This is a genomic window from Photorhabdus cinerea (assembly GCF_011189575.1).
Lineage (GTDB): Bacteria > Pseudomonadota > Gammaproteobacteria > Enterobacterales > Enterobacteriaceae > Photorhabdus > Photorhabdus cinerea.
Genome location: NZ_PUJW01000016.1, coordinates 19,787 through 34,760 on the forward strand (window position 1 = coordinate 19,787; position 14,974 = coordinate 34,760).

The following is a 14,974-nucleotide window of genomic DNA, read 5'->3' on the forward strand; positions in this document are numbered from 1 at the left end:
TACTCTTAATTAGTTGTAAAATATTAAGACATTAACAGATTTTTATCTAAAAAGAAGAGTGAGCCGGAATATTCCGGCCCCAAAGAATATGATTCACAATAGGCGGCGAGCAGCCTCTACTACGATCATCAATGCACTGCTCTCGGTTTTCTTGAGCAATTCAACATCAGGGATTTCCTGCTGAGTACGGTTAACAATGACACCAGCAACCATACCTGCACGCAGCCCCTGGCTTGCACACATAGTCAACAAAGTTGCAGATTCCATTTCATAATTCATGACACCCATTGCCTGCCATTCAGCCATTGACCCTTTGAAACGACTCACAACACGGCCAGAATAGGTATCATAACGTTCCTGGCCAGGATAGAAAGTATCTGAAGAAGCTGTTACGCCAACATGTGTCGTTGCACCTAAATCTTTTGCCGTTTCATACAACGCAGTTGTACATTCAAAATCTGCAACTGCCGGAAATTCCATCGGCGCAAAATGCAAGCTAGCACCATCCAAGCGAACAGCCGCCGTGGTTACCAGTACATCACCAACATTAATATTTTCTTGAATTGCCCCTGTTGTACCAATACGCAGGAAAGTACGAACACCTAATTGTGCTAATTCTTCAACAGCAATGGACGTTGATGGACCTCCTATACCCGTGGAGCAAACAATAACGGCTTTGCCATCAATTTCTGCTCGCCATGACGTAAATTCACGCAAAGAAGCAAGATGAACGGGGTTGTCCATTAATCTTGCAATTTTTTCCACACGTTTCGGATCACCCGGAACAATAGCTAGAGTTGCGCCTTGCAGGTCGCTTTTGGTCAGACCCAAGTGAAACACATCAGACATATCAGACTCCTCAGCGGGAAGAATTTATAATGAAATTAATTGAAATCTACTGTATTGAGTATTTAGACATCTTTTAGTGATAAATATCACTTTAAAGTAAGATAAAAAAGAAAAACGTACATTATTTTGAGACATAAGTCACAAAATGATCATAAAAAAAGAAAAAATGAGTGTTCTAACTATTACTGAACATTAACACGGGATTGAACAACAATTGCAAATTTAACAAAAAAACCGAATGTTTTCTCTCAACCATAAGCTACCTGAATACATTTACACTGGGAAACAAGCAATAAATTGTTTAATTATGTTTATGTTTCAAACAACACCAAGAAGAGAATAGGCCAAAATAGCTGATTTGATTTATTAACCGTGAAGAAGAAAAACAAAGGTCTACTACAACTTCATTAAATATAAATTATCCTCTCCGATATTTATAAACCAACAGCATAATACATCGAATTATATTTTCATTGACTTTTTATTATCGTGAAAAATTCAAAAACAAACTATATTTTATTTCCATATTTAATGAAATGTTTTTTCTTTATTATTTTTCACCATGTTATAATTATATTTACAATAAAAATGTAACAATTGACAAATATAAATATCACAATCACCTTTTTATAGAATGCATATTGTTTAAACATATTAGAATTTTTCCAACATGCAGGAGTGCTATCTATGGTGACACAGAAAACAGTTTTAATTACAGGTTTTGATCCTTTCGACGATGAAACGATAAATCCGTCATGGGAAGCAGCCAAACAGTTGCAAGGTCGCAGACTATGCGGAGCGCGGGTCGAAGCTCTCCAGCTTCCATGCGTATTCGATGTCTCTCTGGCTTGCCTATACGCCGCTATTGATGAAATACAACCTGATCTAGTGATTTCAGTAGGACAAGCGGGTGGTAGGCCAGATATTACTGTAGAACGCGTGGCAATTAATATTAATGATGCTCGCATTCCTGATAATCAAGGCAACCAGCCTATCAATACTCCCATAGTCGTAACAGGCCCTGCGGCCTACTTCTCCACATTACCGATCAATGCGATAGTCAAAGGTTTGCATAAAGCAGGAGTCCCTACCTCAATCTCACAAACCGCAGGCACTTTTGTCTGTAATCACGTTATGTATGGCTTATTGCATCATTTAGCATCCACCAATCCTGAAATACGCGGTGGATTTATCCATATTCCTTATCTGCCTGAACAGGCAGCTAGGCACTCAGGTACTCCGAGTATGGCCCTAGAAACCGTCATAACAGCGCTGGAAATTGCCATCGATGAAGCATTAAAAAACAGTGAGGATATCGTCATCAGTGGAGGTACAACTCATTAATTTGATGTTCCGCTCACTGCGGTTGAAAACTCTCCACGAAAATGACAGGCACAGAGAAACACGATCTACTGGATAATATTAACCAAACAGCGAAGATAATCCTATCTCTGTGCCTGCACAATGTCCGTATGTAACTATACCCTTCATCCTTCAAGTTGCTGCTTTGTTGGCTGCTTTCACTTACCCCAGTCACATCGTTATCTATGCTCCTGGGGAGACGTTCACTTGCCGCCGCGCTGCAATTTGAAATCTATTGGGGATATCAAGCACCTGATACTTTTTTTAAATGACTAATCAGCATACTATTTACATAGGTTACTTTATAATTTCGACTGTTACTACATTGAAATTTAGTCTATTCAACAAAATCGGTCATACCGCATGGGAATATAAATCATCTTTAGTTATGAAATTAGATATATTTTCCAAGTCTATTGATAAAATTATTTCACCCAATATTCCACGGTTAATATCAGATTCGTCTATTTTTGTTAATTTTATTTCTGAAAGATGACCATTCATATTTTTAAAATATTCATCTTCATGATTTTTGGTTCTGATTATCTTCCGTTTTGAATACAGATCATATTTATAAACCTCTGTATTGATTTCTTCAGAAAAATACATCTGACCAACAAAGGCAAAATGCTCTTTTTCATTTATATCTTTGCTAATCTGTCTAATTGCAATATGAATATGAGTTGCCCTACCAACATAAAACCCAGGATAAATAGTAGTAAAATTGACCACTCCATTTTTATCCGATTGTTGAGCCCCTCTTAGAAAAACTTGATCATCAGTTCTGTTGATAGCGGATATTTCACCGGCTTTAGGTGGTATATCAGGGCTTATATAACTCCAGCCAGAATATTTCCCCCGGCTATTACAGTGCCAAATATCAACAAATAATTTATCGACAGGTTTACATGTTTTCTCATCCATGATAGTGATTTTTAATAAAAAAGGTATTCCTGCTTCTGAATCAGTAATATCCCTCCTTACAATTTTACTATTTCGGAAATATGGCCCTGATATCTGCTCTGGGGCAAGCGTACACACGCCTATTCCATTCTGTGACGATAATTTTCCTTCCGCACGGGCCAGACCAATCGGAGCAAGTGCAGCCGTAGCCGTGATAGCAGCACCACTTTTTAGAAAATCTCTTCGAGAGCTACTTTTCTTACCTTGCAAATTATTTACATCCATATAATCCTCTCATTAATTATTTAGCTTCTATTACAATGCTTCCAGTTTCCATTTTGTTACGTTGCGGGTATTTTGTTAATAAAATATATTTTTTCCAATATCAATATGGAATATATAAATCACAAAAAGTTTGATTACAGAGGAAGCCCCATTAAGCGACAAACTCCTCCAAGAGAAAAATTATTTTATGAAAAATGCCCATCACCCAATTAAGGGTGACAGGCAAATTGCTGGATTAATTATTTCACTGATTCACGTAGACGTTTCGCCGCCTGCACCATATTTGCCAATGACTGGCGAGTTTCGATCCAACCACGAGTTTTTAAGCCACAATCCGGGTTAACCCACAAACGTTCGACCGGAATACGATCAGCTGCTTTACGTAATAGCGCTTCAATCCATTCAACACTAGGTACGTTAGGTGAATGAATATCATAAACACCCGGCCCAATCTCATTCGGATAAGAGAAGTTTTCGAATGAATCCAACAGCTCCATATCTGAACGGGAAGTTTCAATGGTAATCACATCCGCATCCAATGCTGCAATAGAAGGCATGATGTCATTGAACTCGCAATAACACATATGAGTATGAATCTGTGTGTCATCTTTAGCAATTGCAGCACTCAATTTAAATGCCTCTACCGCCCAGTCGAGATAAGCTTGCCACTCTTCCCGACGCAGTGGTAAACCTTCTCTCAATGCAGGTTCATCAATCTGGATGATACCAATGCCAGCTTGCTGCAAATCATTTACTTCATCACGCAGTGCCAATGCAATTTGCTTAGCAATCGTCTCACGGCTGACATCTTCCCTTGGGAATGACCAACAGAGAATAGTCACAGGCCCGGTTAACATTCCTTTGACAGGTTTCTCTGTCAACGATTGAGCATATTTCGCCCACTCCACAGTGATAGCTTCAGGACGGCTAACATCACCAATAATCACCGGTGGCTTAACACAACGGGACCCATAGCTTTGAACCCAACCATTCTGCGTAAAGACAAAACCATCGAAGTGTTCACCAAAGTATTCCACCATGTCGTTACGTTCAGCTTCGCCATGAACCAATACATCTAATCCTAAACGTTCCTGTTCGTTAATTGCCTGCTTAATATGTTCACAGATATTGGTTCGATAGTTAGCACCATCTACCCGGCCTTTTTTGAAATCCAGACGCAAGCTGCGGATTTCCGTTGTTTGCGGGAATGATCCAATTGTTGTTGTCGGCCACAATGGCAAGTTATAGCGCTGGCGCTGTATTTCTGCACGTTGGGGATATGGCTGATTACGCTCACTGTCCTGTGGATTAATTGCGGTAAGTCGCTCAGTAACAGTCTGATTATTCACCCGTTTAGATTCACGGCGAGCACGGATTGGCGCACTGTAAGCATCCAATTCTGCTTGTTTACTGCCTTCTGGTTGATTCAATGCTGCAGCTAGCAGAGCCAATTCCTCACATTTCTGCAATGCGAACGCAAACCAGCTTTTCACCTCTGCATCAAGCGCTGTCTCATCACTCAAATCGATAGGACTGTGCAGCAGAGAACAAGAAGAACCGATCCACAGTGTACGACTACCTACCAATGGCTTAATCAACTGATATTTAGCGGTTAAATCAGCACGCCATACGTTACGGCCATTAATCACACCAAGGGAAAGTAACCACTCTTTTGGCAATAATTCATGCAATTGCGCAATATCATCTTGACCCGCAACCAGATCCACATGCAGCCCTTGTACCGGCAAGGATTTGATCGTTTCTAGATTGTGACCAACGCTGTCAAAATAGGTAGTCAACAATAACTTAACCTGCCCCTGAAGTGCCTGATAAGCAACCGGATAAGCTGCCAGCCACTCTGCTGGTAATTCCAGTACCAGCGCCGGTTCATCAATCTGAACCCACTCGATACCACGTCTAGCCAGCTCAGCTAATACTTGCTGATAAACAGGAAGAATATCTTGCAATAAAGAGAGACGATCAAATACCTGACCTTTCACCTTACCCAACCACAGGTAAGTTACCGGCCCCAGTAAAACTGGCTTCACTTGGTGACCCAAGGCCAACGCTTCATCCACTTCTTCTAGTAACTGAGTCCAACTCAGTTTAAATTCCTGTCCTTGCTGAAATTCTGGCACGATATAATGGTAATTAGTATTAAACCATTTAGTCATCTCTGCGGCAGCGGCAGGTTCACCTGTCGGCGCACGACCGCGGGCAATACGGAATAGTGTATCCAGATTAATCGTGCCATCTGGATTCTGGTGACGCGGTGGTACATTACCGAGTAGTAAGCTAGTCGTCAGAACATGATCATACCAAGCAAAATCACCAACCGGCACTAAATCAACACCAGCCTGCTTCTGTTGCTCCCAGTGACGGGCACGTAACTCACGGCCTGTTTCCAATAATTCTTGCTGGGAAATTTTCCCTGCCCAATAATTTTCCTGGGCCTTTTTGAGTTCTCTTTTCAAACCGATACGTGGAAAGCCAAGTGTGTGATTAATAATCGTCATTTCATTATCCCGTCATTTTTAGCCGTCTAGATGTTTACACATCCATAATCAACAGGTAAGGTATAAACCACAAGCGCAATTTATTCATTATCATCCTGAAGGTTTCTCATGATCGAAATAAAACATCTAAAAACATTACAATCATTGAGTCATTGTGGTTCATTAGCGGCAGCAGCTAATCACCTGCATCAGACACAGTCCGCTTTGTCCCATCAGTTCAGTGATCTTGAACATCGCCTTGGTTTCCGGCTGTTCATTCGTAAAAGTCAGCCACTTCGTTTCACCCCACAGGGTGAGATTTTATTACGGTTGGCAGAACAAGTTCTTCCTTTGGTCCAAAGTGCACTCCGCGAATGTAAAGAGCCAGGCCAAACAAATCTACGTATCGCCATTGAATGCCATAGTTGTATTCAATGGCTGACACCTGCACTCAAACATTTCCGCGAAACCTGGCCACAGGTCAACGTGGATTTCAAATCCGGCGTCACTTTTGATCCACAGCCTGCACTACAGCAACGGGAACTGGATGTAGTTCTGACATCAGATATTCTCCCTGAAAGTCATCTACACTACACACCGCTATTTGATTATGAGGTCAAGCTAGTTGTCGCTCCGGATCACCCTCTGGCAAATAAACTGCACATCCAGCCAAAAGATTTAATTGATGAGACATTGATGATCTACCCCGTTCAGCGTCAGCGATTCGATATCTGGCGGCGTTTCTTGCAACCAGCCGGCGTTATTCCTACGTTGAAAAATGTGGATAACACGCTGTTACTGATCCAAATGGTCGCGGCCCGCATGGGAATCGCGGCTCTGCCACATTGGGTTGTTGAATCATTTGAAAGGCAAGGGTTAGTGGTCACTAAAACACTGGGGGAAGGTTTATGGAGCAGGCTGTATGCTGCCGTCCGTGAAAGTGAACAGCACCAGCCTGAGATTGACGCATTTATCCATTCTGCACGTCAGCACGCAATGGACAATCTGCCATTCGTAAAAGGAATTTCAAAACTAAGCGTTGATGACCCCAGAACAACGCAGCAAACAAACTCCCTCCAATGGTAAATTTATCAACCATACCACCGGAACCAACATATTATTCATCATTGGCAGAAGGTTCCGGTATCTACGGCGGGAGAATCAATACCACCAGACAGACCACAAATCAGCTATCAGCCTGAAAGGCGAGATATTCACCGTTCAGACTGAATAAAGTCGTTCACAATATTGTCGTGACAACCAATAAATTACAGGATATCAGTGCTCTTTCTCTACCAATAGAGCTTCCAATAAATCCAAATCATGCAGTAAGGCTTGAAGTGTCTCATTACTGATTTTTCTAGTTGCACGCAAATGATACAACTCACCGCGTTCTGCCCTTAATGCAGTCAGGCGAAAACGACGTTCCAAATCTTCCACTAGCAGGTTATGTTCTATCTCATCCTGCCCCACAGTACGGAGACGCAAATAGCCAATGACTCTGGAAGCAACTTCAGTAATAACTTCAGCATCCAGTTGCTCTTCAGGGCTGGCAGAAAGACGTTCCTCCATCTTATTCATACTGACAATAGCCACTTCCGCCATGGCTGCCCGCGCCATTCTTACTTCACTGATATCTGCCTCTTTATTGGAAGTTTGAATTCCCCGTAACAGGAATGGCAAAGAGATAACCCCAATTAACAACGAGAACAGGATGACCCCAGCAGCAATAAAGATAAGCTGATAACGAGCCGGGAATGGCGTACCATCCGCCAGAAACAGAGGAACAGACAACGCACCAGCAAGTGTGATTGCACCGCGAACACCAGCAAAAGATGCCAGCCATAATTCACGGGTGGTATAAGCCGCGAAATGCAGCGGATTTTTTTTCATAAAGGTTTTGCTGATATTTTTCATCAGCCACAACCAACAGAAACGCAATAGTAGAAGCGCACCATAAATCACTGCAACGGCAGCAAATAACATCCAGGTTTCAACCGTTGGATCAAGTTCTGCCTGTACAACAGACGTTTCCCAGATCCCCGGTAATTGCAGGCCCAACATAATAAATACCAGACCATTAAACACGAATTCCAGCATTGACCAGACACTATCAGCACGTAAACGCATCGCCAACGGCGCATTACGGATAACCCCAGCTTTACTGATAGTCATGCCCGCAGCAACCGCTGCCAGGATACCGGAAACACCGATATGTTCTGCAATCATGTAAGAAGCAAACGGCAACAACAACATGAAAACAATTTGCGTTGCGGGATCACCACCGCTCCAACGATTCATCAAGCGCAGGGATTTACTGTACAACCAAGTCACTGCCATACCAGATAACAAACCACCAATAGCAACTTTAAAGAATTCGATAGTCACGCCGGTAACAGTAAATACCATCGTTCCCATCGCTATTGCTACCGCGAACTTTAAAGCTACCAGACCGGAAGCATCGTTCATTAACGCTTCCCCTTCCATCACACTCATCATGCGCTTAGGCATACGCCCTTTTCCAACAATGGATGACAGAGCCACTGCATCTGTTGGTGATAGCACAGCAGCAAGAGCAAAAGCGGCAATTAATGGAATGCCCGGCATCAGCCAGTAAATCAGATAACCAATACCAACAACAGTAACCAGAACCAGTACCAACATTAGTATGAAAATTTCCCTTCCATGCTGGAAAAACTCTCTGGTTGGCGTTTTCCAGCCATCAACGAATAATAGAGGAGGGATTAACAGTACAAGAAACAGTTCAGGATCGAAGGTAACATGCAAACCAAAATGTGGCCAAGCCAATAATGCCCCCATCGCAATTTGTATTAACGGCAGAGGTATGCGGAACGGAATCACCTTAGTCAGAATGCCAGAGACTGAAACCACCAAAATCAAGATCAAAATAGTAAAGAATATTTCCATGTTGCCCTTACAATTTACCTGAGAACCATTGGTATATAGATTGAGACTTTTTCTTTCCGTCAAAACAAAAACAGTGAGAATAGAATCTTAATACTAAAATAACTGAATCAATCGAAAAAGGTGGATACATGCCGAGCCGTATCCAAAAGAATTGCAGGAATATTGTAAACTAATCAGATAAATAGCGGGGAAATAATTGAGAATTTAAAAGTAATCGCAAGAAATGGTAAAGTGCGTAGGCACAGACGCCCCTTACGCACTTTTTAATCAATCAAATAGCCCAATCACTAGCATAAAATGCTACCAAAGCGATCGTAATCACCACTGTCCCCGTATTCAATTTACGCCATTCACCGGAACAGATACGACCAACAACCAAAGAGCTGAAGCCCAGCATAATACCAGTAACAATATTGCAGGTCAGAACAATAAAGACCGCACACAGCATACCGGACATCGCCCCAACAAAATCATTGAAATCCAGTTTCCTGATATTACTCAACATCAACAGACCAACATACATCAGCGCCGGGGCAGTCGCGTATGCCGGTACAAGATATGAAAGTGGAGAAAAGAACAAAATCAACAGGAACAGGATACCGACAACCGTTGCGGTTAAACCTGTTTTACCGCCTGCTGCGGTACCCGCGGCTGATTCAATATATACCGCAGCCGGAGAAGCACCGATAACACCGGCAAAAATACTGCTGACAGAATCAGCAGTCAGCGCTTTACTACCGTTAATAATCTGTCCACCTTTATCCAACAGATTCCCTTGCCCTGCTACCGCACGGATTGTACCGGTCGCATCAAATACGGCGGTCATTACCAACGCTAACACACTAGGTAATACAATGGGCTGTAAAGCCCCCATAATATCCATACTAAAAATCAGGGACAATCCATCATCTCCCAGACTCGGGACTTTAAAGAACCCTTGATATCTCACCGCTGGATCAAAAATCAACCCAATAACAGAAATCACAACAATCACCAACAGCACGCCGCCGGGAACTTTCAATTTTTCCAGGCCGAAAATAACAGCCAGACCAAGCAAAGTCATCACCACAGGAAAAGAGGTGAACGACCCCAAAGCAACAGGTAAACCTTCCAACGGGTTTTTAATGACCAGCCCAACACCGTTTGACGCAATCAGTAGCAAAAACAGTCCAATGCCAATCCCAGCACCGTGCGCAATACCCATAGGTATATTACGTAAAATCCAGGAACGAATACCGGTAACAGAGATTACCGTAAACAAGCAGCCCATCAGGAATACTGCACCGAGTACAACCGGAATACTGATTTGCTGTCCTAAAACCAAACTAAAAGCGGTAAATGCAGTCAACGAAATTGCACAACCAATTGCCATCGGTAAGTTAGCCCAAAGTCCCATTAACAAAGAACCAAAACCGGCAACCAAACAAGTCGCAATAAAGACCGCCGTATGGGGAAACCCTGCCTGCCCTAACATCCCCGGTACGACAATGACTGAATAAACCATCGCCAGGAAAGTTGTGAGCCCTGCCAGAATTTCACGGCGTACCGTTGTGCCACGTTCAATCAATTTGAAATACTTATCCAGTCCGCATTTAACTGGTGCCTGAGTGACAGACATATTATTCCCCTGCATTATGTTCATGGAACTTCTTCCACCGCCTAATCAAACGAAAACGATTACCTCACTTAATAACAACTAATGAATATTGCACCAATCGGTTCAACAAATCATAAAAGCAATCGTTTGGCTTTTAGAATAGAAAACAGTGAGAGAATTTAAGGCGAAAGATTATCCAGTGATCACAGTGTCGAAATCAATAGCTAACGATATTATTTAGAGTTCAACTTATTCACTCCTCGAAAAGAAATAAGATTTACTCGATGCTGGCTGCTGCTCACAACCAGCTTCTTATACTTCAGCCATTATCACTTTGTGGATTAAACCGAGCCATTGTCGAAACCAGAAACAATGCCGCAATGATGACAAGCAGAATAGGTAAACCTGATGGTGCCACTGAACTTACTACACCTGCAAGCAATGGGCCAAACAAACTCCCAATCCCCCACAACATAGCCGCCGCCGCATTAGCAATGATCAACTCATTCCCTGAAAAATACTGACCAATTTGGACCAATGCAATGGTGTAAATAGCCCCCGCAGTTGCCCCCAAAGCAATCAACAGAGGCCAGATAAGATACTGATGTGTCATAACAAATGGCAGCAATGCACTTGCACCGAGCGTTGCCACACCACAAATCCGGTACAAACGCATACGATTCATATGATCAGCCAACCAACCAAACGGGAACTGCATCAATGCATCCCCAGCAAGAATGACACTTATCATCAAGGCAGCTACAGCTTCGGTATACCCACAACTCATTCCGTAGATTGGTAACATAGAAAGAATAGTGCCGTCGAAAAAGGAAAAAAACAGCACACCACCACAGATCGCCGGTGCAATTTTTAAAAATTGAACAATAGAGAAATTAGATTTCTTACCATGTCTCGGTAACTTATCGCCTTTATTCTGATCCATCATGACAAAAAGTACCAATGAGAAGATGTGGATCAGAGTACAAATCAGTATCGGCGTATTATCTTCAATACCATAAAGAGCAATGATAGAAGGGCCAAGCAACTGACTAACAGTAAAGACCGTCGTATAAACAGCTAATACCCTGCCCCGCTTATTCTCTTCAGAGAGTTCATTAATCCAAGTTTCGCCCAGGCAGATCATTAACCCGTTAGCAGCACCAGTAATTAGCCGCAGAGGAAAAAGTAGCTCCATCGGCAACGAACCCAAAAGAGGGAGCAAACTGACAGCAGAAACCCCTGTTGCAATCATCATAGCGTGTTTCTTACCTATCAGAGCCACAATTTTTTGGACTACCGGAGCACTCAAAAAAATACCCAATGCCGGAGCCGCAGAAATTAAACCAATATACAGCTCATCAACACCTTGGCTATTCAAGCGTAACGCTATCATTGGAATAGTCAAACCAATGACAATACCAATAACAGCGATACTAGTGGTAATAGTAAAAATGGCGAAAAAATTATTATTTCTATAATCACGGTTATTCATCTTATTTATGCCTATCCAGCAAAAATAGAGAGAATAAATACGAAACAAAGATAAAACAACAATTTAATGAAATCATAAGAAACACATTAATTATTATTAGTGACTATTTCAAAGAGTAAATATATAACGATATATCAACATTAAGCCCGAAACCAGCACAAGGATATTGATAAACTTGAGGAAAACTTCCCTGGAAATTTTCAGTGTCACCTGGCGACCAAAATAGATTCCCAACAGCATCGCTGGAATAAATACCAGTATCAATAACAAAAATGAGGTATCCAGATAAACACCCATGACAATAAAAATAACCACCCTTGTCAAGGTACTGAAACCAATTAAAGTCGTCTGAGTAATCCTGAAAACTTCCTTATCTGGTATTCGCCCCGCCAGATAAATTGCATAAAGAAAACCACCACTACCAAATAATGCACTGAAAATACCACCACTAAGACCAAATGGAATAGCTGCTTTAATTGGGAATTGACGATAGGTTTTACCAACAAACAGAGAATAAAGTGAATAGAAAACAACAAATAACCCCAACACCAGAACTAAAACATCGGGTCGCGCCATTAATAAAATAGTTGCTCCAATCAAGCTACCGATAATCATTAACGGAATAACTAATTTGATTTCGCTGAATTCCGTTTTTTTACCCTCTCTGGCGAGATTAATCACTGCTGCGGTTAGATCTATCAATGCTAATAAAGGGACAATTTTTGCTATCGGAATATAGAGAGCCAAAATCGGGCTGGCAATCAGTGCAGAACCAAACCCTGCCATACCAAAAACCAGATAAGCAAAGAAAACGACAAAAATGCAAATAATCAGATCAGACCATGCCAGTACATGTAACATTTCTATCTCCCTGAAAATAGTTTTAAAACCAAAGTGATCGTTTCCTCAATATTAATAGTTTTTACTATCGTTTGTCAGAACAATTTGCAAAAAATGGATGCACCTATAGGCTACACTTATGTACAAATGATGCAGATAATGGGCTAGTGGACAAAATGAAAGACCAAGATTATAAACAACCATAAACACTCTCTACGTAATGAACGGTCTACAGGTTTGTTTCATTCTTTTGACTTAAGTTTACTAAGGTCTTACTAAATTGATAAAAAAAATAAAATCGTTACCACACCCCACACAAGCATTGTTACTGGCAATCTATATCGGTATCTTACTCAACCTTTCGGTTTTCTATCGCCGCTTTGAAAAAATTAACGTTGGTATTCACACCCCGAAGTTAATTACCGGCAGTATTGAAGCTCTGACTATTGTTCTGTTCACCTTTTTTTTATTACGCCTGCTTTCTCTAGGTGGACGTGGGTTCTACCGCATTACGGCTAGTTTATTAATTCTATTCTCGGTGGCTGCCAGCTATTACATGACTTTCTTTAATGTCGTTATTGGCTACGGCGTTATTGTTTCAGTTCTAACTACAGATATTGATTTATCCATCGAAGTTATTGGTTATAAATTCGTTATCTGGCTGATTTTGCTAAGTATCTTGCCATTACTGATTATATGGTCAGGCAGTTTGTGTAACACTCTGCTTGAACAACTGCGAATACCCGGTCAGAGAATAAAATCACTGGGAATAATGCTTCTGGTTGCACTATTATCATGGCTCCCTCTTAGTTGGATGAATACCCTGCAAAAAGCTAACGACGAGATCAATAATATTGATATGCCAAGCTATGGTGGTGTAGTCGCACATTCTTATTTACCTTCTAACTGGCTGGCTGCATTAGGGTTATACATTACAACTACGATAGATGAACATCTGAACCAAAATGAATTGTTCAACCCAGCACAAACATTCACTTATATCGCTCCGCAGGGAATCGATGATACCTATGTAATATTTATCATTGGCGAAACTGCGCGTTGGGATCATATGGGAATACTGGGATATGAACGTGATACAACACCACTGATGAACCAAGAACCAAATCTTGTCGCATTTCGTGGTGAATCCTGCGATACCGCTACCAAACTTTCCCTACGTTGTATGTTTGTACGTGAAGGTGGTACTAAAAATAACGACCAACGCACACTTATAGAGCAAAACATATTTTCAGTACTGCATAAATTGGGATTCAGTTCAGAACTTTTCTCTATGCAGAGCGAGGTTTGGTTTTACAACAATACCGATGTGGATAATTTTGCTTTCCGTGAACTCATTGCTTCCGAGTATCATAACGCCGGGAAACCTGTCGACGATATGATGTTGATTGATGAATTGAAAGAATCACTAGAACATTATCCAAACGGCAAACATCTAATCATCCTACATACCAAAGGTTCCCACTATCTGTATTCACAACGCTATCCACGCAGTTTTGCCAAATATCAGCCGGAATGTATGAACGTCGATGATGCTTGTAGCAAAACACAGCTCATCAACGCATTTGATAACAGCATTTTATACACCGATTACTTTATCAAAAACGTTATTGACCAAATCCGAGATAAAAAAGCACTGGTGTTTTATACCTCAGACCATGGCGAATCAATCAGTGACGATACCCATTTACACGGCACCCCTCGTCGTATAGCACCACCGGAACAATTCCGTGTGCCGTTAATAGTTTGGACATCAGATAAATTCTTAGATGTAGAAAAAAATGCCCAAGCTTTTGAAAACCTCAGAACACAAGCCCAAATAGGTAATATCTATCGCCATGTTGAATTATATGACACGATTCTCGGTTGCCTCGGTTATACCTCACCTGATGGCGGGATCACGGCGAAAAATAATAGGTGTGGCAGTAGAATAAATTCGGCAACGCGCTAATCAGAAGAAAAACGTCAATCTGGCTACACAGTTAATATCATAAGTCAAACCAATATCTCAGAAGCAACGAAACCCAATTATCTACACTTTTAGCTCTCAAGGGTATAAATGCACCTTCCCTAATAGCCTTCTCAATTCTCTATAACTGAAACAATTATTCTAATTAAACACACGCTATTAAATATACTTTCACAATATCACTCCAAATATATTATTATTTACAAAGATTCAATTATTCATATTCCAATATAACA

Annotated in this window: 10 protein-coding genes; 3 read left to right on the forward strand and 7 right to left on the reverse strand. The window is 41.4% G+C overall.

Going from position 1 to position 14,974, the window contains the following annotated elements; translation table 11 throughout:
- Positions 1 to 93 precede the first annotated feature (93 nt).
- The gene (gene udp, locus C5469_RS15445; RefSeq protein ID WP_054479309.1) at positions 94 to 849 is read right to left on the reverse strand and encodes a uridine phosphorylase; all 756 of its coding nucleotides are present in this window, start codon (positions 847 to 849) and stop codon (positions 94 to 96) included.
- Between the two features lie 687 nt (positions 850 to 1,536).
- On the opposite strand from udp, the gene pcp reads away from it, so the two are divergent.
- Positions 1,537 to 2,193, forward strand: a complete 657-nt coding sequence (gene pcp / locus C5469_RS15450) for a pyroglutamyl-peptidase I (RefSeq protein ID WP_166308456.1) — start codon at positions 1,537 to 1,539, stop codon at positions 2,191 to 2,193.
- A gap of 372 nt (positions 2,194 to 2,565) precedes the next feature.
- Here the strand turns inward: pcp and C5469_RS15455 are convergent, their stop codons facing one another.
- The gene (locus C5469_RS15455; RefSeq protein ID WP_166308459.1) at positions 2,566 to 3,399 is read right to left on the reverse strand and encodes an intradiol ring-cleavage dioxygenase; all 834 of its coding nucleotides are present in this window, start codon (positions 3,397 to 3,399) and stop codon (positions 2,566 to 2,568) included.
- A gap of 239 nt (positions 3,400 to 3,638) precedes the next feature.
- Positions 3,639 to 5,915, reverse strand: coding sequence for a 5-methyltetrahydropteroyltriglutamate--homocysteine S-methyltransferase (metE, locus tag C5469_RS15460; protein WP_166308462.1), 2,277 nt, complete (start codon positions 5,913 to 5,915; stop codon positions 3,639 to 3,641).
- Positions 5,916 to 6,023: 108 nt separating this feature from the next.
- On the opposite strand from metE, the gene metR reads away from it, so the two are divergent.
- Complete coding sequence (gene metR / locus C5469_RS15465; RefSeq protein ID WP_166308465.1) at positions 6,024 to 6,980, forward strand: HTH-type transcriptional regulator MetR; 957 nt, start codon at positions 6,024 to 6,026, stop codon at positions 6,978 to 6,980.
- Between the two features lie 192 nt (positions 6,981 to 7,172).
- On the opposite strand, the gene C5469_RS15470 is transcribed toward metR, so the two are convergent.
- From C5469_RS15470 to C5469_RS15485, 4 genes are all read right to left on the reverse strand, one after another.
- Positions 7,173 to 8,822, reverse strand: coding sequence for a Na+/H+ antiporter (locus C5469_RS15470; RefSeq protein ID WP_166308468.1), 1,650 nt, complete (start codon positions 8,820 to 8,822; stop codon positions 7,173 to 7,175).
- 271 nt (positions 8,823 to 9,093) lie between these two features.
- Positions 9,094 to 10,440, reverse strand: a complete 1,347-nt coding sequence (locus C5469_RS15475; RefSeq protein WP_166308471.1) for an NCS2 family permease — start codon at positions 10,438 to 10,440, stop codon at positions 9,094 to 9,096.
- Between the two features lie 298 nt (positions 10,441 to 10,738).
- On the reverse strand, positions 10,739 to 11,911 hold the full coding sequence (locus C5469_RS15480) for an MFS transporter (RefSeq protein WP_166308474.1): 1,173 nt from the start codon (positions 11,909 to 11,911) through the stop codon (positions 10,739 to 10,741).
- A gap of 108 nt (positions 11,912 to 12,019) precedes the next feature.
- Complete coding sequence (locus C5469_RS15485; protein ID WP_166308477.1) at positions 12,020 to 12,772, reverse strand: sulfite exporter TauE/SafE family protein; 753 nt, start codon at positions 12,770 to 12,772, stop codon at positions 12,020 to 12,022.
- Positions 12,773 to 13,034: 262 nt separating this feature from the next.
- Between C5469_RS15485 and eptB the strand changes: the two genes are divergently transcribed.
- Entirely contained in the window at positions 13,035 to 14,720 is a 1,686-nt protein-coding gene (eptB, locus tag C5469_RS15490) for a kdo(2)-lipid A phosphoethanolamine 7''-transferase (protein WP_166308613.1), read from the forward strand.
- Positions 14,721 to 14,974: the final 254 nt, after the last annotated feature.

Bases quoted from the DNA above. Each gene is read 5' to 3' on its own strand.
- udp (WP_054479309.1), bottom strand. From the start codon at position 849: ATGTCTGATGTGTTTCACTTGGGTCTGACCAAAAGCGACCTGCAAGGC.
- pcp (WP_166308456.1), top strand. From the start codon at position 1,537: ATGGTGACACAGAAAACAGTTTTAATTACAGGTTTTGATCCTTTCGAC.
- C5469_RS15455 (WP_166308459.1), bottom strand. From the start codon at position 3,399: ATGGATGTAAATAATTTGCAAGGTAAGAAAAGTAGCTCTCGAAGAGAT.
- metE (WP_166308462.1), bottom strand. From the start codon at position 5,915: ATGACGATTATTAATCACACACTTGGCTTTCCACGTATCGGTTTGAAA.
- metR (WP_166308465.1), top strand. From the start codon at position 6,024: ATGATCGAAATAAAACATCTAAAAACATTACAATCATTGAGTCATTGT.
- C5469_RS15470 (WP_166308468.1), bottom strand. From the start codon at position 8,822: ATGGAAATATTCTTTACTATTTTGATCTTGATTTTGGTGGTTTCAGTC.
- C5469_RS15475 (WP_166308471.1), bottom strand. From the start codon at position 10,440: ATGTCTGTCACTCAGGCACCAGTTAAATGCGGACTGGATAAGTATTTC.
- C5469_RS15480 (WP_166308474.1), bottom strand. From the start codon at position 11,911: ATGAATAACCGTGATTATAGAAATAATAATTTTTTCGCCATTTTTACT.
- C5469_RS15485 (WP_166308477.1), bottom strand. From the start codon at position 12,772: ATGTTACATGTACTGGCATGGTCTGATCTGATTATTTGCATTTTTGTC.